The organism is Micromonospora sp. WMMD734 (genome assembly GCF_049178975.1).
Classification (GTDB): Bacteria; Actinomycetota; Actinomycetes; order Mycobacteriales; family Micromonosporaceae; genus Micromonospora; species Micromonospora wenchangensis.
Genome location: NZ_JBMHMK010000001.1, coordinates 6,943,854 through 6,964,691 on the forward strand (window position 1 = coordinate 6,943,854; position 20,838 = coordinate 6,964,691).

A 20,838-nucleotide genomic window follows, 5' to 3' on the forward strand; every position below is an offset into this window, starting at 1 on the left:
GGCGGAGAAAACGCGACACGGCGCGTCATCGCGCCGGATGCTTACCATGACCCGGTCCCGCCGACCGGTGCCGTGCCGCACCCCCGCCCCGACCTGGAGCGGGTCGGGGCGGGAGCGTGAGGGAGGCCAGGTGACCCCGACGACGACGCCCCGGGTGACGCCCCCGACCCCGGCGCGGCGGCCCGGCCGTCCGGCCCGGCCACCCGGGCGGGACTGGCGGCGGCAGGTGCCCCGGACGTTCGCGGCGCTGCTGTGGTTCATCGCCGCGATCTGCGCGCTGGCGGCGGTCAGCAGCGCGGCCAACGCCGAGTTCCAGCCGATCCGGACCACCATCGACACGCTGCTGGTGCCGGCCCCGGCCAACCTGGCGTACGCGGTGTTCCTCGGCACCCTCGCCGCGGCGGTGCTGCGCCACAAGCGGCTGGCGTACTGGGTGCTGGTCGTCTACTTCATCCTCAGCCTGGTCGTCGGCGTGCTGACCGGCCTGCTGCTGGTGACCGTCGGCGCGGACCAGCTCACCGACGACGCCGGCCGACGGCTGTTCAGCCTGGTCGAGACCGTCGGCGTCTGGGTGGGCATCGGCTTCGCCGCCGTCGCGCTGGCGCTGCTGCGGGCCGCCCGGCGGGAGTTCTACGCCCGGGTGCGCAGCGGCAGCACCCGACGCGCCCTCGGGGTGTTCTTCGGCCTCGCCACGGCGGCCGTCGGGCTGGGCTACCTGCTGCTCACCGCCGTGCCCGGCAGCCTGCACAGCTGGCTGGACCGGGTCGGGTACGCCATCGAGAAGGTCTTCGGCGGCGCGATCACCCTGGACGTCACCCGGCAGGGTCAGGCCCCCGGCTGGGTCAACCTGCTGCTCGGCGGGATGGGCGCGGTCGCCTTCCTGGCCGGCCTGTTCACCCTGCTGCGCTCCCAGCGCGCCGCCGCCGTGCTGCACCCCGACGAGGAGCAGCGGATCCGGGGACTGCTGGCCCGCTACGGCGACCAGGACTCGCTCGGCTACTTCGCCACCCGGCGGGACAAGGCGGCGATCTTCTCGGCCAGCGGGAAGGCGGCGCTGACCTACCGGGTGGTCAACGGGGTGAGCCTGGCCAGCGGCGACCCGGTCGGCGACCCGGAGGCGTGGGGCCCGGCCATCACCGCCTGGCTGGACCAGGCCCGGGAGTACGCCTGGACCCCGGCGGTGATGGGGGCCAGCGAGGCCGGCGCGCGCGCCTACCACCGGCACGGGCTGAAGGTGCTGCAACTGGGTGACGAGGCGATCCTGCTGGCCCGGGAGTTCGACCTGGGCGGGCGGGACATGCGCCCGGTCCGGCAGGCGGTGCACCGGGTCGAGCGGGCCGGTTACACCGCCGGGGTACGCCGGCACGCCGACATCCCGCCGGACGAACTGGCCGCCCTCGCCGCGCTGGCCACCCGCTGGCGGGACACCGAACACGAACGCGGCTTCTCGATGGCGCTGGGCCGGCTCGGCGACCCGGCCGACGGCGACTGCGTGCTGGTCGAGGCCCGCGACGACACCGGCCGGGTACGGGCGCTGCTGTCGCTGAGCCCGTGGGGTGGCAACGGGCTGTCGCTGGACCTGATGCGTCGGGACCGCACCGCCGAGAACGGGGTCACCGAGTTCATGGTGGCCTCGCTGCTCGGCACGGCCCCCCGGCTGGGCGTCGAACGGGTGTCGTTGAACTTCGCCGTGTTCCGGTCGGTGTTCGAACAGGGCGCCCGGATCGGCGCCGGCCCGGTGATCCGGCTGTGGCGGCGTACGCTGCTGTTCTTCTCCCGCTGGTGGCAGTTGGAGTCGCTGTACCTGTCCAACGCCAAGTACCAGCCGCACTGGACGCCCCGCTACCTGTGCTTCGGCGAGCGGCGGGAGTTGGCCCGGGTCGGGTTGGCCGCCGCCGTCGCGGAGGGCTTCGTCGCGTTGCCCGGCGGCCGGCCGTCCCCGCTGCACGGGGCACCTCCGGCCGGTGGCGGGGTGGGGTTCGTGCCACCGGACGCGGCCACCGTGCACGCGGTCAGCCCGGAGCCGGCGCACGGGCAGCAGCCCGAGCAGGTGCGGGTCCGGCGGGCGAAGCTGGACCGGCTGCGGGCGCAGGGCGTCGATCCGTACCCGGTGGGGTGGCCGCGTACCGACGGGTGCGCGGCGGTGCGGGCCCGGCACGCCGGGCTGGCCCCGGACACCGGTACCGGGGAGACCGTCGCGGTGGCCGGGCGGGTGCTGCTGGTCCGCGACCACGGCCGGATCTGCTTCGTCACCGTCCGCGACGGCAGCGGCGACCTGCAACTGGTGCTGGAGAAGGAGCTGGACCGGTGGCGGGCGACCGTCGACATCGGCGACCACGTCGGCGCGACCGGCGAGGTGTACGCCACCCGGCGCGGCGAGGTGTCGGTCCGGGTGGCCGACTGGCGGCTCACCGCCAAGTGCCTGCGCCCGCTGCCCGACAAGCACCACGGCCTGGCCGACCCGGAGGCGCGGGTCCGCCGCCGCTACCTGGACCTGGCGACCAGCCCGCAGGCCCGGGACCTGCTGCGCGCCCGCAGCGCCACCCTGACCAGTCTGCGGCGGACCCTGGTGGAGCGGGACTTCCTGGAGGTGGAGACGCCGATCCTGCAACGGGTGCACGGGGGCGCCAACGCCCGCCCGTTCGTCACCCACAGCAACGCCTACGACCTGCGGTTGACCCTGCGGATCGCCCCCGAGCTGTATCTCAAGCGGCTCGCCGTGGGCGGCGTCGAGCGGGTGTACGAGCTGGGCCGGGTGTTCCGCAACGAGGGCGTCGACTTCAGCCACAACCCGGAGTTCACCGTGCTGGAGGCGTACCAGGCGTACGCCGACTACCACGACATGCGGGAGCTGGCCCGGGAGCTGATCGTCGCGGCGGCGGTGGCGGTGCACGGTGCTCCGCTGGCCCGTCGACCGGGCACCGGTGAGCTGGTCGACATCGGCGGGCCGTGGCCGGTGCGTACGGTGCACGAGGCGGTCTCCGAGGCGCTGGGCGAGGAGGTGACCGTCGACACCGACGCCGCCACCCTGCGCCGTCGCGCCGACGCGGCCCGGGTGCCGTACGACCCGGGGTGGCAGCGCGCCGAGCTGCTGCTGGAGCTGTACGAGCGGCTGGTCGAGGCGCGTACCGACGTGCCCACGTTCTACCTGGACTTCCCCACCGAGGTCTCCCCGTTGACCCGCCAGCACCGGGCCGATCCCCGGCTGGCCGAACGGTGGGACCTGGTGGCGTTCGGGATGGAGCTGGGCACCGCGTACTCGGAGCTGGTCGACCCGACCGAGCAGCGGCGGCGGTTGACCGCCCAGTCGCTCAAGGCGGCGGGCGGTGACCCGGAGGCGATGGAGCTGGACGAGGACTTCCTCACCGCGCTGGAGTACGCGATGCCGCCGACCGGTGGCCTGGGGTTGGGGGTCGACCGGTTGGTGATGCTGCTGACCGGCAGGTCCATCCGGGAGACGCTGCCGTTCCCGATGGTCCGCGAGTCGTCGTGACCCGCCCGCACCGTGATCCGGACCCGGCGGCCCGTGGGGGCGGCGGAAAACGGGCCGCCCGGACCGGGGCGGCGGTGGCGTTGGTGGCGGCGGCGGTCTGTTACGCCTCCTGGCTGCTCGCCCCGGTGCTCAACCCGGGGCTGCGGCCGGTGCGGAGTTACCTCAGCGAGCTGGCCGCCCGTGACCAGCCGTACCACCTGGTCTTCCAGCTCGGCGACGTGACGACCGGGCTCTGCGCGACGGCGGCCGGGTTGCTGCTGGCCCGGGTGGCCCGGGAGGTGCCCCGGCCGGCCTGGTGGGGGTTGCTGGTGTTCGGTGTGGCCACCGCCGTCGACGGCGGGTGGACCTCGATGGACTGTGCCCCCTCGATCGATGACCGCTGCGCCCGGCTGGAGGAGCTGGGCGAGCTGTCCTGGCGGCACCAGGCGCACACGGTCACCTCCTCGGTGGCGGTGGCCGGCGCACTGCTCAGCGCGGTGGCGGTCCTCGCCGTGCTGCGCGGTCCGGCCCGCCGCCGGGCGGGGCTTTCGGTGGCGGTGGTGCTGGCGGTCGGCACGGTCGGCACGCTGGTCGCCACCCTGCACCCCGAGTGGGGGCTGGGCCTGTGGCAGCGGGTCCAGCTCGCCGGCCTGTCCGGCTGGCTGCTGCTCACCGCCGCCGTCGCCCGGTGGGGCCCGGGCCCGGAGCGTCAGCGGTGACCGGCCCGCCCACCCCCGACCCGGGGTCGCGGGCCGGCGGGCCGGGGGTGCTGCTCTGCCCGGGGCTGGGGGAGGGGGCGGCGACCTGGGACCGGCTGGTCCCGCCGCTGACCGCCGCCGGCTACCTGGTGCGCCGGCTGGACCGGCCGGACGACGCCCGGGTGCCCACCCTCACCGCCGAACTGGCCCGCCTCGACGCGGCGGTGACCGGGCTGGACCGGCCGGTGCTGGTGGCGCACTCGGCGGCGGCGTTGCCCGCCGAGGCGTACGCCAGGCGGTATCCGGGGCGGCTCGCCGGGCTGGTGCTGGTGGACCCGAGCCTGGTGGACCCGGCCGGGGCGGCCCGGTGGCGGTGGTGGTCGGCGTGGACGGCCGGCACGGTGGCGGCCGGGGCGTCGGTGTTGGCCGGGGCGCTCGACCGGTCCGGTCTGGCCCGCCGGTACGGCCCGGGTGCCTGGCGTCGGGCGGTGCGCCGGATGAGCGTCCGCCCGCCCGACCCGGCCGCTGCGGCGGCGTACGGCCGCGGATCGGTGCTGGTCGGGGCGTTGGTGCAGGTGATGGCGCACCCGGCGGTGGCGGCGGAGCTGATGGCGTTGCGGGCGGTGACGGCGGCGCCGACGCTGCCGGTGCGGGTGTTGACCGCGCTCGGCGACGTGCCCACCCCGGCCGGTCGGACGGCGTGGCGGGCCGGACACGCGGCGCTGGCGGCGAGCTTCCCCGCCGGCCGGCAGGAGGTGTTCCGGGACGCCCGGCACCTGCTGCACGTGGACCGGCCGCAGACGGTGGTCGAGGCCGTCGCGGCGGTCCGACGTGACAGCGGGTCCTAGGCTGGCGGGCGTGTCGGGGCTGCGGGTGGTGACGGGTCTGTGGGCGTACGCGCTCGTCGGGCTGACCCTGCTCGCGGATCGGCCGGGTGACCTGCTGGCGGGTGCGGCGGTGGTGGCCGCGTTGCTGCTCGTCACCCTGCTGACCACCCGTTCCCGGCCGGCCTCCGGCCCCGGCACGGGGCGGCGGGCGGCCGGGTTACGCGACCGGGCCCGGCGTCGACGCGTACCCCGGCAGGTCGATCCGGACGCGGCGGGCCGACCCCGCCCCCGGGCACCCGGGGGTTCCCTCCCGGTCGGGTGGTCACCGGTCGCGGGCTGATCCCGCGCGCCGCAGGCCCCGACCGGTTCCGTCGTCATCCGTCCCACGGTGGACCGCCCCGACCGCCCTGACCGGCGGCCGGTCGCCGTCCCGTGCGGACCTCCGGAATCGGACCGAGGGGTTCCCCATGCTCGCCTTCTCACCTGTGCACGACGCGGCTGCCGCCGCGGGTTCCGCCGTCGGCTGGCTCGCCGGGCTGCTGACGCCGCTGGCCGGCGGGGCCGCCACCGCCGCCGCCATCGTTGTTTTCACCATCGCCGTCAGGCTGTTGATCTCACCGCTCACCGTCGCCCAGGTCCGTGCGGAGCGGCGTCGCGCGGCGCTCGCCCCGCAGCTGCGCCAGCTCCGGCAGCGGTACGCGGGCGATCCGGCGACGTTGCAGGCGGAGATGTTCGCGCTCTACCGCGCGGCCGGGGCGTCGCCGGTGGCGGGGTGCCTGCCGGCGCTGCTCCAGGCACCGTTCTTCCTGGTCATGTACCGGCTGTTCGGCACCGGGGACGGTGCGGTCGGGCTGCTCGACGCGCGGCTGGCCGGGGTGCCGCTGGGCTGGCACCTGGGCGACGGGCTGACCCCGTCGGTGCTGCTGGTCTTCGGGGTGCTGCTGGCGGCCCTGGCCGGTCTGGCCACGGTGCTGTCCCGGCGGGCGGCGGCGTCGGCCGCCGTCCCGGCCGACCAGCCGGGGGCGGCGCTGCTGGCCCGGGTGCTGCCGCTGCTGCCGTACGGCACGGTGCTGCTGGCGCTGGTGGTGCCGTTGGCGGCGGTGCTCTACCTGGTCACCACGACCGCGTGGACGGTGGCCGAGCACGTGCTGCTGCGTCGACCGCAACCCGTGCCGGTCGAAGCCATCGACGAGCGTTGACAACTGGTGGGGCGGGAGCGTAGAAAACCGCTCAGAGAGCGCTCTCTTGCTCCCGTCCCCCCAGAGAGGCATTCCGATGAACGCTGTCCCGGCGGCTCCGGTCGCCCCCACCGCCCCGCGCCGGCCCCGCCGCCGGCTCGCCCTGGCGGTCACGCTCGCCGCTGCCACCGCGCTGACCGGCGTCTCGGTCGCCGCCCAGGCCGCCGTCCCGACGCCGCCGTCGGGGTGGAGCCTGATGTGGAGCGACGACTTCACCGGCGCGGCCGGCACCCTGCCGTCCTCGGCCAACTGGATCGTCGACACCGGCACCAGCTACCCGGGTGGCCCGGCCAACTGGGGCACCGGCGAGATCCAGACGTACACCGGCAGCACCGCCAACCTGGCCCACGACGGGTCCGGCAACCTGCGGATCACCCCGCTGCGCGACTCCGGTGGCCGGTGGACCTCGGCCCGGATCGAGACGGTCCGCACCGACTTCAAGCCCCCGTCGGGCGGGGTGCTGGCGATCGAGGGGCGGATCCAGATGCCCAACGTCACCGGCGCCCAGGCGGCCGGCTACTGGCCGGCGTTCTGGGCACTCGGCGCGCCCTACCGGGGCAACTACCAGAACTGGCCGGGCATCGGCGAGATCGACGTGATGGAGAACGTCAACGGGCTCAACCAGGTCTGGGGCGCGCTGCACTGCGGGGTCGCCCCCGGCGGCCCGTGCAACGAGTTCAGCGGGCTGGGCGCGACCCGGGTCTGCCCCGGCAGCGCCTGCCAGGCCGCCTTCCACACCTACCGCACCGAGTGGGACACCTCGGTCAGCCCGCAGCAACTGCGCTGGTACGTCGACGGCCAGCTGTTCCACACCGTCACCCAGACCCAGGTCGGGGCCACCTACTGGGCGCAGATGACCGGCCACGGCGGTTACTTCCTGCTGCTCAACGTGGCGATGGGCGGCTCCTTCCCGGACGGGGTGGCCGGTGCCGTCACGCCGACCGGCTCGACCGTCTCCGGCCGGCCGATGCTGGTCGACTACGTGGCGGTCTACCGCCGGGGCGGTGGCTCCACCCCGACGCCGACCCCCACCACGCCGGCCCCGACCACGCCGCCGCCGTCGGGCACCGTGGACGCCTACTCGACGATCCAGGCCGAGGGGTTCTCCGGGCAGAACGGGGTGGCCGTCGAGACCTGTGCCGAGGGCGGGCAGAACATCGCCGCGCTGCGCAACGGTGACTGGGCCCGCTACGACAACGTGGACTTCGGCAGCAGCGGCCCGCGCGACTTCCTGGCCCGGGTGGCCTCCGGCGCGGCGGGCGGGGTGAGCGGCCTGGTCGAGGTGCGGGTGGACAGCCCGACCGCCACCCCGATCGGCAGCTTCGCCGTGGCCAACACCGGCGGCTGGCAGAGCTGGCGGTCGGTGCCGGGCAACGTGTCGGCGGTGACCGGGCGGCACACCGTCTACCTCACCTTCAGCAGTGGTCAGTCGGCCGACTTCGTCAACGTCAACTGGTTCACCTTCCGCCGCTGAGCGGTCCGCGCGGGGGTCCGTGCCGGTGTGGCGCGGGCCCCGCGTCGGTGAGCTCTGGACATTAACAGTTAAGAGTCCTAATAATAGGCGCGGACGTGGACGACGGTGGATGTCGTCCCGGCGGTCCCACCCCCGGACCGCGTCCACCGGCCCGCGTACCGGACCGGTCACCCCCCTTGACGCCCCCACCCCCGGTCCACTGGAGGCCACCCGTGAGACTCCGCTCCCCCCGCGCGGCCACCCTTGCCGTCGCACTCGCCGCCGCCCTGGTCACCGGCACGCTCGTGGCCCCGCCGGCCGCGTCCGCCGCCACCGCCGCCTTCGTCCGCACCGCCAGCTGGGGCAGCGGATACGAGGCCAAGTTCACCGTCACCAACGACACCTCGACCGCGATCAGCTCGTGGACCGTCGTGTTCGACCTGCCCTCGGGCAGCACCGTCGGCTCGTTCTGGGACGCCCGGCTGAGCAGCTCCGGCCAGCGCGTCACCGCCCTCAACCAGAGCTGGAACGGCAGCCTCGCGCCGGGTGCCAGCACCACCTTCGGCTTCGTCGTCGCCGGCACCGGCGACCCGACCAACTGCACGGTCAACGGCGCGTCCTGCACCGGCGGCGGCCCCGGCAACCCGACCGGCCCGGCCACCCCGGGCGGACTACGGGTCACCGGCACGACCGCGTCGTCGGCCACGCTGGCCTGGAACGCCGTCTCCGGCACGGTCACCGGCTACCGGATCTACGAGGGCGGCACGGTGAAGGCCACCGTCGCCGGCACCTCGACCACCGTCTCCGGGCTGGCCGCCTGCTCCACCCACAGCTGGACCGTCACCGCGTACAACGCGGCCGGCGAGTCGGCGAAGTCGGCAGCGGTGTCGGCCACCACCACCGGCTGCACCGGCGGTAACGGCACTATGGCCGCCGCCCCCTACCTCTACCCGGGCTGGGGTGACCCGCCCGCGCCGGCGACGGTGATGGGGGCGACCGGGGTGAAGTGGTTCACCATCGCGTTCGTGCTCTCCGGCGGTGGCTGCACCCCGGCCTGGGACGGCTCCGGGCCGCTCACCGGGGGCGCGCACGCCAACACCATCGCCGCGATCCGGGCGGCCGGCGGCGACGTCATCCCGTCGTTCGGCGGCTGGAGCGGCAACAAGCTCGGCCCGAACTGCGCGTCCGCCAGCGCCCTCGCCGGGGCGTACCAGCAGGTGATCAACGCGTACGGCCTGAAGGCGATCGACATCGACATCGAGAACAGCGACGAGTTCGAGAACGAGGTGGTGCAGGACCGCATCCTCGGCGCGCTGAAGATCGTCAAGCAGAACAATCCGGGGATCAAGACGATCATCACCTTCGGCACCTCGACCACCGGGCCGTCGTACTACGGCACCCGGCTGATCAACCAGGCCGCCGCGCTCGGCGCGAACATCGACACGTTCACGATCATGCCGTTCGACTTCGGTGGCGGGGCGAACATGTACCAGAACAGCGTCAACGCCGCCGAAGGGCTGAAGGCCACCCTGAAGTCGGCGTTCGGCTGGTCCGACGCCACCGCGTACGCCCACATGGGCATCAGCGGTATGAACGGCCTGTCCGACCAGCGGGAGCTGACCTCGCCGGCCACCTGGACGCAGCTGCGGGACTGGGCCAAGGCCCGGGGGCTGTCCCGGTTCACCTTCTGGTCGGTCAACCGGGACCGGGCCTGCCCGGACGGGGGAGTGGTCGCCAACTGCTCCGGCATCAGCCAGGGCACCTGGGAGTTCACCTCGATCACCGCGAGGTTCTGAGCACCGCCCGGTGGGGCCGGCCGCTCCGGCGGCCCCACCGGGCGAACCGGGCCGGCGCGGTGACCCGGTCAGCGGTCGGTGCTCACCGACTGCCTGTCGTTGCGGTCGCGCCGGGCGCGGATCTTCTTGCCGGCCCAGCTCACGACCATGACGGCGAAGACCGCGAAGATGGCGTAGTTGAACCAGTCGCTGTACTTCTCCACGTCCTGCCAGCGCGAGCCCAACGTGTAGCCGAGGCCGACGACCAGCGCGTTCCACACCCCGCTGCCCAGCGTGGTGAGCAGCACGAACTCGCCCATCGGCATCCGGTTCGCGCCGGCCGGGACGGAGACCAGGCTGCGCACCACCGGCACCAGCCGGCCGATCAGCACCGCCCACCGGCCGTGCCGCTCGAACCAGTGGTCGGCCTTCTCCAGGTCGTCCCGGTCGACCAGCGGGATACGGTCCAGCCAGTGCTTGAGCCGTTCCTCGCCGATCGCCGCGCCGAGCCAGTAGAGCACCAGCGCGCCGACCAGCGAACCGACGGTCGCGGCGAGGATGATCACCACCAGGCTGAACCGGCCCTCGGCGGCGAGGTAGCCGGCCATCGCCAGCACGATCTCGCTCGGGATCGGCGGGATGATGCTCTCCAGCGCCACCAGGAAGGCGACCCCGACCGCGCCGAGGGAGTCGATGACGCCCGCCACCCATCCGGTCAGCCCGGTGAACTGGTTCGGGTCGACGTTCTCGGCGAGAGCCATGGGCGTCCTTCCAGCAGGCCGGCGGGATCGGACAGTGGTACCCAGCCGACCGCCACTTACACCCTGCGGGTGAGTGAGCCCACCCCGTCCGCGCCCGGCCGGGCGCTGCGACCTGCGCCGTCGTGCCGACCGGGCGGCCCCGCCGGCTGAGCCGGGGCTCAGTCGCAGGGGTGCAGTTCCCGGTCCGCCGGCCCCTGCCGCCAGCCGGTGAACCGGACGGTCAGCCCGCCCCGGGTGGGCGCGCAGCAGAACGGCCCGGCCAACGCCACCGCGTCCGGGTCGAGCGGGGCGAGCCGGACCAGCCGCCACGGCCCGTCGGCGACCCGGGCCCGGACCGTCAGCGCGTCGCCGTCGCGGCTCGCCCGTACGGTCACCTCCCGGCCCTGCCAGTCCGGCACCGGGGCCACCGACCAGTCGGAGAACTCCCTGGTCACCACCGCGCCCACCTGCGGCAGGCCGTCGCTGACCTCCACCCCGGCCTTGATCCAGTTCCGCTCGTCCACCCGCACCAGCACGCCGGCCTGGTCGAACTGCTCCGTGTAGTCGAGCAGGAAGTCCACCTCGACCGCGCCACCGGCCGGCAGCGGGGCGAGCAGTGCCGGCCCGTCGTCGTGGACGAAGCCGTAGCCGGTGTGCCGCCACAGGTCGCTGTTGGCGGCCGGCTCCACCAGCAGCGCGCCGTCGTCGGTCCGGTCCACCCGTACCGGTGGGTGCAGCCACCGGCCCTCGTCCCAGTCGAGCGTGCGGGAGCCGTCCGTCGGATGCGCAGCCATGCCCGGACCGTACCCCCGCAGGGTCGGGGTCGGAACGGGGCTCGCGTTTGCGGCGGCGGCGCACCGGAGACATTAGGCCGGCATGGGTGACAGGTGGTATTCCGAGGCCGTCGTCTACTGCCTCGACGTCGACACGTACGCGGACTCCGACGGTGACGGGGTCGGTGACTTCCGGGGCCTGATCGGCCGGCTCGACTACCTGGCGCGGCTGGGGGTGACCTGCCTCTGGCTCAACCCGATCCATCCCTCGCCCAACCAGGACGACGGATACGACGCGACCGACTTCTACAACGTCGACCCGCGGCTGGGGACCCTCGGTGACTTCGCCGAGCTGCTGCACCAGGCGCAGAACCGGGGCATCCGGGTCATCATCGACCTGGTGGTCAACCACACCTCCGACCAGCACCCGTGGTTCCAGTCCGCCCGGTCCTCGCCCGACTCGCCGTACCGTGACTGGTACGTCTGGGCCGACCACGAGCCGGCGGACCGGCACCAGGGCATGGTGTTCCCTGGTGAGCAGCACGAGACGTGGAGCTACGACCGGACCGCCAAGGCGTGGTACTACCACCGCTTCTACAAGTTCCAGCCGGACCTGAACATCGAGAACCCCAAGGTCCGCGCCGAGATCAAGAAGATCACCTCGTTCTGGCTCCAGCTCGGCGTCTCCGGGTTCCGGATGGACGCGGTGCCGTTCATCATCGAGCGGACCGAGCCGGGGAACCCGGACGCGCCCAAGGACTTCGACTTCCTCACCGACCTGCGGCAGCACGTGCAGTGGCGGCGCGGCGACGCGGTGCTGCTGGCCGAGGCGAACGTCGAGCCGGACCAGCTCCCGGTCTACTTCGGCGACGGCAGCGGCTCGGGCAACCGCATCCACATGCTCTTCGACTTCATGCTCAACGGCCGGCTGATGCTCGCCCTCGCCCGGGAGGACCCGGAGACGATCATCGACGCGCTGCGCGACACCCCGAAGCTGCCCACCGGCGGCCAGTGGGCCACCTTCCTGCGCAACCACGACGAGATCGACCTGTCCCGGCTCACTTCCGACCAGCGCAACGACGTGCTGGCGAAGTTCGGCCCGGACGAGAACATGCAGCTCTACGGCCGGGGCATCAGGCGGCGGCTCGCCCCGATGCTCGGCAACGACAGGCGGCACATCGAGCTGGCGTACGCGCTCCAGTTCTCGTTGCGCGGCACGCCGGTGCTGCGCTACGGCGAGGAGATCGGGATGGGGGAGAACCTCGCGCTGGACGGGCGGGACGCGATCCGTACCCCGATGCAGTGGTCGTACAAGGAGAACGGCGGCTTCTCCACGGCGGACCCGGAGAAGCTGATCCGCCCGGTGATCGACCAGGGTGACTTCGGCTACCAGCAGGTCAACGTCACCGCCCAGCGGCGCGACTCGACGTCGCTGCTGGCCTGGTTCGAGCGGATGATCCGGACGCTGCGGGAGGCCCCGGAGATCGGCTCCGGCTCGACCACGCACATCGACGTGCCGATGCCGGCCGGGGTGCTCGCGCACCGCGCCGACGGCCCCACCGGCACCATGGTCTTCCTGCACAACCTCGGCACCGAGGACGTGGAGGTGGACCTGAGCAGCGTGGCCCCCGAGGCGGACCTGCCGATAGACGTCCTGACCGACCGGGGTTACGGCGACGTGGGCAAGCTGGACAGCCTGAAGCTGGGCGGGCACGGCTACCGCTGGATCCGGCTCTGCCGTTCCACCACCTACTGACCGGCAGGCCCGTCGGCGTCCCGGCCGGGACGCCGACGGGCGTCGGGGCGGGTAGGCTCCTCGGTCGAGCCAGAAGTTACCGGGAGGTAGTCATGTCGGAGGAGTCCCGCGTCGCCATCGTCACCGGAGCCGCGCGCGGCATCGGCGCGGCCACCGCCCGTCGGCTGGCCGCCGACGGCATGGCCGTGGCCGTGGTCGACATCGACCAGGCGGCGACCGGGCCGACCGTGGAGGCGATCACCGCCGCCGGTGGCCGGGCCCTCGGCGTCGGCGCGGACGTCGCCGACCGGGACCAGGTCGAGGCCGCCGTCGAGCGGGTCGCCACCGAACTGGGCGGGCCGACCGTGCTGGTCAACAACGCCGGGGTGTTGCGGGACAACCTGCTGTTCAAGATGACCGACGCCGACTGGGACACCGTGCTGGGGGTGCACCTGCGCGGCGCGTTCCTGTTCAGCCAGGCCGCCCAGCGGCACATGGTCGAGCAGAAGTACGGCCGGATCGTCAACCTCTCCAGCACCTCCGCGCTGGGCAACCGGGGCCAGGCCAACTACGCGGCAGCCAAGGCCGGCCTCCAGGGCTTCACCAAGACCCTCGCGATCGAGCTGGGGCCGTTCGGGGTGACGGTCAACGCGGTCGCCCCCGGCTTCATCGTCACCGACATGACCGCCGCCACCGCCGCCCGGATGAAGGTCGACTTCGACGACCTCCAGAAGCAAGCCGCCGCCGAGATCCCGGTCCGCCGTCCGGGCCGCCCGGAGGACGTCGCGCACACCATCTCGTTCCTGGTCAGCGAGGGCGCGTCGTTCGTCTCCGGCCAGGTCATCTACGTCGCGGGCGGCCCGAAGGACTGACCGGGGCCGGTGCGCCCGCGCCGGGAGCCGACGTCAGGCGTCCGCGTCAGGCGTCGGCGGCGTCGCGGGTGCGCCACAGCCAGAGCAGGCCCAGCACGGGCAGCACCAGCGGAATGTAGCCGTACCCGCTGCCGAAGCCGGACCAGACCGTCTCGTCGGGGAACAGTTCGGGGTCGACCAGGCTGAGCACCCCGACGCCGACCACCCCGACCAGCTCCACCGAGCAGCAGGCCAGCGCGACCCGGCGGCCGGCGTGCCCGGCACGGGCCAGCCCGACCGCCGCCACGATGTAGATCAGCGCGGCCACCGCCGAGAGCAGGTACGCCACCGGCGCCTCGTCGAACTTCGTGGCGATCTGGAGCCCCGCCCGGGAGGTGGCGGCGATGGCGAACAGGATGTAGACGGCGATCAGCAGCCGCCCCGGCCCCGCGTTGGTGGCGCGTCGCGCCGTCGGTGTGTCAGCCACCGACGACCTCCCAGGTCTGTTGCAGCCGGACCACGACCACCGGCAGGACCAGGCAGACGGCGCAGACGATCGCCGACCCCCACCTGGTCGGTTCCATCCGGGCCAGCACCCAGGCCAGCGGGGGCAGGCAGACCAGCGTCACCAGGTAGCCGAAGAACGCGCCCGGCTCGCCCGGCCGCTCACCCCCGGTGACGGCGACCAGGGCCAGCACGGTCAGCGCGAGCAGCGCCACCTCCAGCAGGCCCAGGCCGACGGACTGCACCAGGTCCGGCGGCCGGTGCCGGACCGCCGCCACCAGCGCCCACAGCGCGAGTACGAGCGACAGCCCGATCGTCACGGTGGCGAGCACCCCGTCCACCGGCGAACCGGCCGACGCCGCGCCGGTCATCGCCGCCATCCGATCGGTGTCTCGGTCACCGGCACAGCCTACTAACCGGCGTAGTAATCGCCGTCGTCCCGGTCCCCGTCCCGAATGCCCCGGTCCCGGTCCGGCGAACCGGTCCCACCGGAGTGGGCGGTGTAGCCGGCCGGTCGCCACGCGGACTCCGGCGCTCCCGGCCCGGTGCCGGCTGCGTGGCCCGGCCGGGGCGGCTAGCGTGGGTGACGGCCACGGTGTCGCGTGGCCCGACGAGACCGGGGGTACCTCGTGCTGCGGTTCGGCCTGTTCGGCACCGGTCACTGGGCGGCACAGACGCACGGCGCGGGGCTTGATGCGCATCCCCGCGCCGAGCTGGTGGGGGTCTGGGGACGCGACCCGGAGAAGGCCGCCGCGCTGGCCACCCGGCACGGCGTCCCGGCCTTCGACGACGTCGACGCGCTGCTCGACGCCTGCGACGCGGTGGCCGTGGCACTGCCCCCGGACGTGCAGGCCGGGATCGCCGTCCGGGCTGCCTCCGCCGGCCGGCACCTGCTGTTGGACAAGCCCCTGGCGCTGACCCTCACCGACGCCGACCGGTTGGTCGCAGCGGTGCGGGCCGCCGGGGTGGCCTCGGTGGTCTTCTTCACCCAGCGGTTCCACCCGAACGTCGACGGCTTCCTCACCGCCGCCGCCGCAGCCGGCGGCTGGCAACACGCCCGCGCCACCCTGTTCGCCTCGATCTACCAGCCCGGCAGCCCGTACGCCGGCTCCTCCTGGCGGCGGGAGCAGGGGGCGCTGTGGGACATCGGACCGCACGCGCTCTCGATCGTGGTGCCGGTGCTCGGCCGGGTCACCCGGGTCGCCGCGTTGGACGGCCCCGGTGGGATGGTGCACCTGCTGCTCACCCACGACGGCGGTGCGACGAGTGCGCTGTCGCTGACCCTGGATGCGCCGCCGGCTGCGCTGACCCGGGACGTCGTCCTCTACGGCGACGACGGTGTCGAGGCCGTACCGCCGGGCGACGGCAACGCGCTGACCGCATTCGGTACGGCCGTCGACCAACTGCTGGGGCAGGTCGACTCGGGTGACCGGGACCACCTGTGTGACGTCCGGTTCGGCCGGGAGGTGGTGGCGGTCCTGGCGGCTGCGGAGACCGCCCGCGCCGAGGCCCGTACGGTCGACCTCCAGCCCTGAGCCCCGCCCCTTGCCGCTCCCCGGTCAGGCCGGTCGGTGGTCAGGTGGGGCATCGGCCGGCGTGTCGGTGACGGGTTCGAGGTGACCATGGGTCACCGGTCGCCGACATCGGTGCTCGCTCGCCGACGGAACGGCTGGTCCCGACCGGCTCACCCCTCCAGATGTGCGGGCCACGCGAGGGCTGGCCGGATCGGCGGCCGGCGGGGTCGTGGTGGAAGGCCGGAAAACGCGTTGCGCACCGTGGGGTGTGCGCTAGCGTGGCCGCCATGTGTATGCACGCCCTGATCACCGTGGCCGTCACGTCGGCCGCGCGGGGCCCCCTCCTGGTGGCCCGCCCGCGAGTCCGGCGTCCGGCCCTGGCCGGCCGGGACGCCCACCGCGCCTGACCCGAAGCACCACCCGGCCTGCCACCGGCTGCGCTCTCTTCGCGTCGCGTCCCCGCCGATCTCTCCAGGGCCGTCCGAGTCCCGATCCACTCGGACAGGCCCGGCAGTGTGCTGTGCCTGTCCGTACCGTCGCCGAGCGGCGACAGACAGGACGAGCCCCGTGGCGCCCCGCCCCGACCGCACCACCGCACGCGACCGGTCCCGTCGCGTACTGTCGCAGAACTTCCTCGCCGACCCGGCCGCCGTGGCCCGGATGGTCCGGGCGGCCCGCACCGGCCCGGACGACCTGCTGCTGGAGGTGGGCGCCGGGCGTGGCCAGCTGACCCGGCCGCTGGCGCAGCGGTGTGGCCGGCTGATCGCCTACGAGGTCGACCCGGGCGTCGTCCCCGCCCTGGCGGCGGTGTGCGCGACGCTGCCGCACGTACAGCACCGGCAGGCCGACTTCCTGACCGCCGCGCCACCCGACGAGCCGTTCGCCGTCGTCGGCAACGTTCCCTGGTCGCTGACGGCGGCGGTGGTCCGCTGGTGTCTCGCCGCGCCCCGGTTGCGCGCGGCCACCCTGCTCACCCAGTGGGAGTACGCCCGCAAGCGGACCGGCGACCTCGGCCGGTGGAGCCGGCTGACCGTGCTGACCTGGCCGGAGTACCACTGGCGGCTGTCCGGCCGGGTGGCCCGGACCGCGTTCCGCCCGGTGCCCGGCGTCGACGGGGGCATCCTGCGGATCGAACGCCGGCCGGCGGCGTTGCTGGACCCGGCCGGACTGCCCGCGTACCGGAAGATGGTGGAGCTGGGGTTCGGCGGGGCGGGCGGGTCGCTCGCGGCCTCGCTGCGCGCGGCGCATCCGGGCCGGCGGGTCGACGGCGCGCTGCGGGCGGCGCGGCTCGACCCGGCGACCCCGGTCGGGTTGGTCTGGCCGGAGCAGTGGCTGGTGCTGTTCCGGTTGCTGCACGCCCCGACGGCACCGCGGCACGCCGGTGGTCGCCGGTGGTGACCGACCGGGGCGGGGGTGGGCCGGGCGGCGGCTCAGGCGAGGGTGCCGAGGGCCTCGTTCAGCTCGGCCGGGTCGTCGAACTGCCCGGCGGGCAGCGCCCGCAGCATCTGGAGCAGCTCGGTGCTGGCACCGTTCTCCTGACCCCAGCGGATGAGGTCCTCACGGGAGACCGGGTAGTCGAGCCCGGCCAGGTACTCCTGCAACTGCATCCCGGTGACGGTCATGCCGCCGGCTACCCGTTCCACCCGCCGACACACCGGCCGCCGCGCACCGGACGGCGGTTTGTCCGCCGACCCTGCCGGGTAGCCCCGCCCATGCTGGTACAGCGGCTCGGTACGCCGAGCGACTTCGACCCGCTGCTGGAGCGCGCCCGGAACGCCCGGGTGGTGATGATCGGCGAGGCGACGCACGGCAGTTACGACTACTACCGGTTGCGTGAACAGCTCACCCGACGCCTCATCGCCGAGCAGGGGTTCGACTTCGTGGCGGTGGAGGGGGACTGGCCGGACTGCGACCGGGTGCACCGGTCGGTGGTGGGCGCGCCCGGCGGCGCGCAGGACCCGCGTACCGCGCTGGGCCGGTTCACCCGCTGGCCGACCTGGATGTGGGCCAACGCCGAGGTGGACCGGTTCTGCCACTGGCTGCGGGCGTGGAACCTGGAGCGTCCGGAGCGGGACCGGACCGGTTTCCACGGGCTCGACGTCTACAGCCTGTGGGAGTCCATGCAGGCCATCTTCGACTACCTCGGCGAGGAGGACCCGAAGTCGATGGAGGCGGCGCAGGACGCGTACCGGTGCTTCGAGCCGTACGGGCGGCGGGTCGAGGAGTACGGCGCGGCCAGCCGGTTCGTCTCGGCGCGCTGCGAGGAGGAGGTGATCCGGCTGCTGTCGCGTACCCGGGCACACGTCGCCTCGGACGGCCCGGACGCGTTCGCGGCCTGGCAGAACGCGGAGGTGGTGGCCGGCGCGGAGCGGTACTACCGGGCGATGGTGCACGGCGGTCCGGATTCCTGGAACGTGCGTGACATCCACATGGCCGACACCCTGGACCGGCTGCTCACCCGGTACGGCCCGGGGTCACGGGGGATCGTCTGGGCGCACAACACCCACATCGGGGACGCCCGCGCCACCGACATGGCCGGCGACGGGATGGTCAACATCGGTCAGCTCGCCCGGGAACGCCTCGGCCGGGACGCGGTGACGCTGATCGGCTTCGGCGGCTACCGGGGCACCGTGGTCGCCGCTCCGCACTGGGGTTCACCGGCCGAGGTGATGACGGTGCCGCCGGCCCGGGAGGGCTCGGTGGAGTGGCGCCTGCACGGGTTGCTGCCGGAGCGGGCGGTGCTCGTCTTCGGTGGCCCCGACCAGCCCGACTGGGTCACCGGCACCGTCGAGCACCGGGCCATCGGGGTGGTCTACGACCCGACCTTCGAACGCTGGGGCAACTACGTGCCGACCCGGCTGGCCGACCGCTACGACGCCCTCATCTGGTGCGACCACACCACCGCCCTGCACCCCCTCCCCACCCACCCCACCGTAGGCGAACTGGAAACCTACCCCACCGGCCTCTGACCCCACTCCTGTGTGGATCATGGAGTTGTGGTGCCGGACGAAAGGGGCGAAAGCCCCCCGGTCGGGCACCACAACTCCATGATCGGCAGGGGTCAGGCGTTGACCGGGTGTTTGTCGAGGTGGGCGCGGAGGTTTTCGCCTTCGATGTCGACGTTGGGGAGGGACCGGTCGAGCCAGCGGGGGAGCCACCACGCCCGGTTGTTCAGCAGGGACATCACGGCGGGGACGATGGTCATCCGGACCACGAAGGCGTCGATGGCGACACCGACGGCGAGCGCGAAGCCCATCGACTTGATCACCGGGTCGTCGAGGAAGACGAAGCCGCCGAAGACCGAGATCATGATCAGCGCGGCGGCGGTGACCACCCGCGCCCCGTGCCCCATCCCGTTGATGGTGGCCTGCCGGGCCGTGTCGCCGTGCACGAAGTCCTCCCGCATCCGGGAGACCAGGAAGACCTCGTAGTCCATGGCCAGGCCGAACAGGATGCCGATCAGCAGGATCGGCAGGAAACTGATCAGCGGGGCCGGGCTGTCCAGGCCGACCAGACTGGCGAGGTGGCCCTGCTGGAACACCGCGACGGTGATGCCGAAGGTGGCGGCCACCGTGAGTAGGAAGCCCAGCGCGGCCTTCACCGGCACCAGGATCGACCGGAAGACCAGCATCAGCAGCAGGATCGACAGCCCCACCACGAGCAGCAGGTAGACCGGCATCGCGTCGGACAGCTTCTCGGACACGTCGATGCCGATCGCGGTCACGCCGGTCAGCAGCACCTCGGCGTTGCCGATCGAACCCACCCGGTCCCGGATGTCGTGGACCAACGTCTCGGTGGCCGCGTCGGTCGGCCCGCTCTTCGGGATCACCCCGATCAGCGCCGTGCGGCCTGACGGGTCGAGCTGCGGCGGGGCCACCGCCAGCACCCCTTCCGTACGCTGGACCAGCGCGGCGACCTGCGGCACGGCGGCTGCGGTGTCCTGTGGCGAGTCCGCGGTGACCACCACGACGAGGCGGCCGGTGAAGCCCGGACCGAAGCCCTCCCGGATCAGGTCGGCGCTGGTGCGGGCCGGGCTGCCCACCGGGGCGGTGCTGGCGTCCGGCAGGGCGATCCGCATGTCCTGGGCGGGCAGGGCGAGCAGCCCGAGACCGAGCAGGCCGACCAGGATCACCGGGATGCGCAGCCGGGTCACCCACTGCGCCCAGCGGAACCCGAAGCCGGAGCGGTCCTCGGCGGTCGGCACGGCGTCGACGGCCTCGGTGGCCCCGGCCGGCGGAGCGTTGCGCAGCTTGCGGGGCAGCACCCGGCGGCCGGCGAACCCGAGCAGCGCCGGGGCGAGGGTGATCGCCACCAGCACCGCCACGCTGACCGTGCCGGCGGCGGCGAGACCCATCACGGTGAGGAACGGGATGCCGACCACGGCGAGGCCGGCGAGCGCGATGACCACGGTGGCGCCGGCGAAGAGCACGGCGGAACCGGCGGTGCCGACGGCCCGGCCGACCGCCTCCTCCGGGGTGAGCCCTTCGAGCAGGTGCTGCCGGTGCCGTGAGGTGATGAACAGCGAGTAGTCGATGCCGACCGCCAGGCCGAGCATCAGGGCCAGGATGGGCGCGGTGCTGGTCAGCTCGACCACGCTGCTGAGCGCGAACAGGCCGGCCATGCCGACCCCGACGCCGATCAGCGCGTTCAGCATGGTCATCCCGGCCGCGACCAGCGAACCGAACGTGATGATCAGGACGATCGCGGCGACGAGCACACCCAGCGCCTCGGTCGAACCGACCTCCGGCTCGGAGTTGAGCACCTCACCGCCGGGGGCGATCTGCCACCCCTGCGCCTCGGCCTGCGCGCCGACCTTCTCGTACGCCGTCCGCTGGTCGTCGGTGACGTCGTCCGCGCCGGTGGCGAACTGCACCTGGATCAGCGCGTAGCGGCCGTCGGGGGTGATCGCCTGGGACTGGTACGGGTCGACCGCGCCGACCACGCCGGGCAGGGTGGCCGCCTCCTGGACGACCCCCTTCACCACGGCCTGCCCGTCGGGGGTGGTCAACTGGCCGTCGGCCGGTGCCTTCACCGCGATGGTGCCGGTGGCGCCGCTGGCTGCCGGGAACCGCTCGGCGAGCAGGTCCAACGCCTGCTGCGACTCGGTGCCGGGCATGGTGAAGTTACTGGCCGTCGGGCCCCTCAGGGTGGCGGCGGCGATGCCGAGGCCGACGAGTACGACGAGCCAGACGGCGATGACGAGTCGCCGGCGGCGCAACGATGCCCGGCCTAGCCGGTACAGCAGGGTCGCCATCAGA

General features: G+C 73.8%; 17 protein-coding genes and 1 pseudogene. 12 read left to right on the forward strand and 6 right to left on the reverse strand.

All coding sequences use genetic code 11. The features are described 5' to 3' along the window. Positions 1 to 130 precede the first annotated feature (130 nt). The 7 genes from lysX to ACN267_RS30405 all read left to right on the forward strand — a co-directional run bounded on the left by lysX (position 131) and on the right by ACN267_RS30405 (position 9,484). Complete coding sequence (gene lysX / locus ACN267_RS30375; protein WP_421490187.1) at positions 131 to 3,493, forward strand: bifunctional lysylphosphatidylglycerol synthetase/lysine--tRNA ligase LysX; 3,363 nt, start codon at positions 131 to 133, stop codon at positions 3,491 to 3,493. Next, a complete protein-coding gene (locus ACN267_RS30380; protein WP_281894628.1) occupies positions 3,490 to 4,191 on the forward strand; it encodes a DUF998 domain-containing protein in 702 nt (233 codons plus the stop codon). The genes lysX and ACN267_RS30380 overlap by 4 nt, the downstream gene beginning before the upstream one ends. Further along, entirely contained in the window at positions 4,188 to 5,018 is an 831-nt protein-coding gene (locus ACN267_RS30385; protein ID WP_421490188.1) for an alpha/beta hydrolase, read from the forward strand. Before ACN267_RS30380 ends, ACN267_RS30385 begins: the two co-directional genes overlap by 4 nt. Positions 5,019 to 5,028: 10 nt before the next feature. Next, a complete protein-coding gene (locus tag ACN267_RS30390; RefSeq protein WP_307821117.1) occupies positions 5,029 to 5,337 on the forward strand; it encodes a DUF6412 domain-containing protein in 309 nt (102 codons plus the stop codon). Positions 5,338 to 5,464: 127 nt separating this feature from the next. Further along, positions 5,465 to 6,196, forward strand: a complete 732-nt coding sequence (locus ACN267_RS30395; protein ID WP_421490189.1) for a YidC/Oxa1 family membrane protein insertase — start codon at positions 5,465 to 5,467, stop codon at positions 6,194 to 6,196. Positions 6,197 to 6,272: 76 nt separating this feature from the next. Further along, positions 6,273 to 7,709: a carbohydrate-binding protein gene (locus tag ACN267_RS30400; RefSeq protein WP_421490190.1), complete on the forward strand. Its 1,437-nt coding sequence runs from the start codon at positions 6,273 to 6,275 to the stop codon at positions 7,707 to 7,709. A gap of 212 nt (positions 7,710 to 7,921) precedes the next feature. Then, a complete protein-coding gene (locus tag ACN267_RS30405) occupies positions 7,922 to 9,484 on the forward strand; it encodes a cellulose binding domain-containing protein (protein ID WP_421490191.1) in 1,563 nt (520 codons plus the stop codon). Positions 9,485 to 9,552: 68 nt separating this feature from the next. On the opposite strand, the gene ACN267_RS30410 is transcribed toward ACN267_RS30405, so the two are convergent. Then, entirely contained in the window at positions 9,553 to 10,224 is a 672-nt protein-coding gene (locus tag ACN267_RS30410) for a DedA family protein (RefSeq protein WP_281894639.1), read from the reverse strand. 158 nt (positions 10,225 to 10,382) lie between these two features. Continuing rightward, a complete protein-coding gene (locus tag ACN267_RS30415) occupies positions 10,383 to 10,997 on the reverse strand; it encodes a DUF1349 domain-containing protein (protein WP_421490192.1) in 615 nt (204 codons plus the stop codon). 82 nt (positions 10,998 to 11,079) lie between these two features. Between ACN267_RS30415 and ACN267_RS30420 the strand changes: the two genes are divergently transcribed. Both ACN267_RS30420 and fabG read left to right on the forward strand, forming a co-directional pair. Next, positions 11,080 to 12,732 carry an alpha-amylase family protein gene (locus ACN267_RS30420; protein ID WP_204957973.1) on the forward strand — a complete coding sequence of 551 codons (1,653 nt, stop codon included), beginning with the start codon at positions 11,080 to 11,082 and terminating at the stop codon, positions 12,730 to 12,732. Positions 12,733 to 12,824: 92 nt separating this feature from the next. Further along, complete coding sequence (fabG, locus tag ACN267_RS30425) at positions 12,825 to 13,583, forward strand: 3-oxoacyl-ACP reductase FabG (RefSeq protein WP_421490193.1); 759 nt, start codon at positions 12,825 to 12,827, stop codon at positions 13,581 to 13,583. Here fabG and ACN267_RS30430 read toward each other — a convergent pair. Further along, positions 13,556 to 14,049: pseudogene (locus tag ACN267_RS30430) on the reverse strand (hypothetical protein). The gene fabG and the pseudogene ACN267_RS30430 sit on opposite strands and share 28 nt — an antisense overlap. Continuing rightward, positions 14,042 to 14,446, reverse strand: a complete 405-nt coding sequence (locus tag ACN267_RS30435; RefSeq protein ID WP_204957976.1) for a hypothetical protein — start codon at positions 14,444 to 14,446, stop codon at positions 14,042 to 14,044. The pseudogene ACN267_RS30430 and the gene ACN267_RS30435 overlap by 8 nt, the downstream one beginning before the upstream one ends. A gap of 249 nt (positions 14,447 to 14,695) precedes the next feature. On the opposite strand from ACN267_RS30435, the gene ACN267_RS30440 reads away from it, so the two are divergent. Beyond that, complete coding sequence (locus tag ACN267_RS30440; RefSeq protein WP_421490526.1) at positions 14,696 to 15,601, forward strand: Gfo/Idh/MocA family protein; 906 nt, start codon at positions 14,696 to 14,698, stop codon at positions 15,599 to 15,601. A gap of 546 nt (positions 15,602 to 16,147) precedes the next feature. Next, the gene (gene erm, locus ACN267_RS30445) at positions 16,148 to 16,978 is read left to right on the forward strand and encodes an ErmE/ErmH/ErmO/ErmR family 23S rRNA (adenine(2058)-N(6))-methyltransferase (protein ID WP_204957977.1); all 831 of its coding nucleotides are present in this window, start codon (positions 16,148 to 16,150) and stop codon (positions 16,976 to 16,978) included. 32 nt (positions 16,979 to 17,010) lie between these two features. On the opposite strand, the gene ACN267_RS30450 is transcribed toward erm, so the two are convergent. After that, the gene (locus ACN267_RS30450) at positions 17,011 to 17,202 is read right to left on the reverse strand and encodes a DUF2795 domain-containing protein (RefSeq protein ID WP_204958215.1); all 192 of its coding nucleotides are present in this window, start codon (positions 17,200 to 17,202) and stop codon (positions 17,011 to 17,013) included. A gap of 90 nt (positions 17,203 to 17,292) precedes the next feature. Between ACN267_RS30450 and ACN267_RS30455 the strand changes: the two genes are divergently transcribed. Next, positions 17,293 to 18,549 carry an erythromycin esterase family protein gene (locus ACN267_RS30455; protein WP_204957978.1) on the forward strand — a complete coding sequence of 419 codons (1,257 nt, stop codon included), beginning with the start codon at positions 17,293 to 17,295 and terminating at the stop codon, positions 18,547 to 18,549. Between the two features lie 92 nt (positions 18,550 to 18,641). Here the strand turns inward: ACN267_RS30455 and ACN267_RS30460 are convergent, their stop codons facing one another. Next, a complete protein-coding gene (locus ACN267_RS30460) occupies positions 18,642 to 20,834 on the reverse strand; it encodes an MMPL family transporter (protein ID WP_204957979.1) in 2,193 nt (730 codons plus the stop codon). Between the last annotated feature and the right edge of the window lie 4 nt (positions 20,835 to 20,838).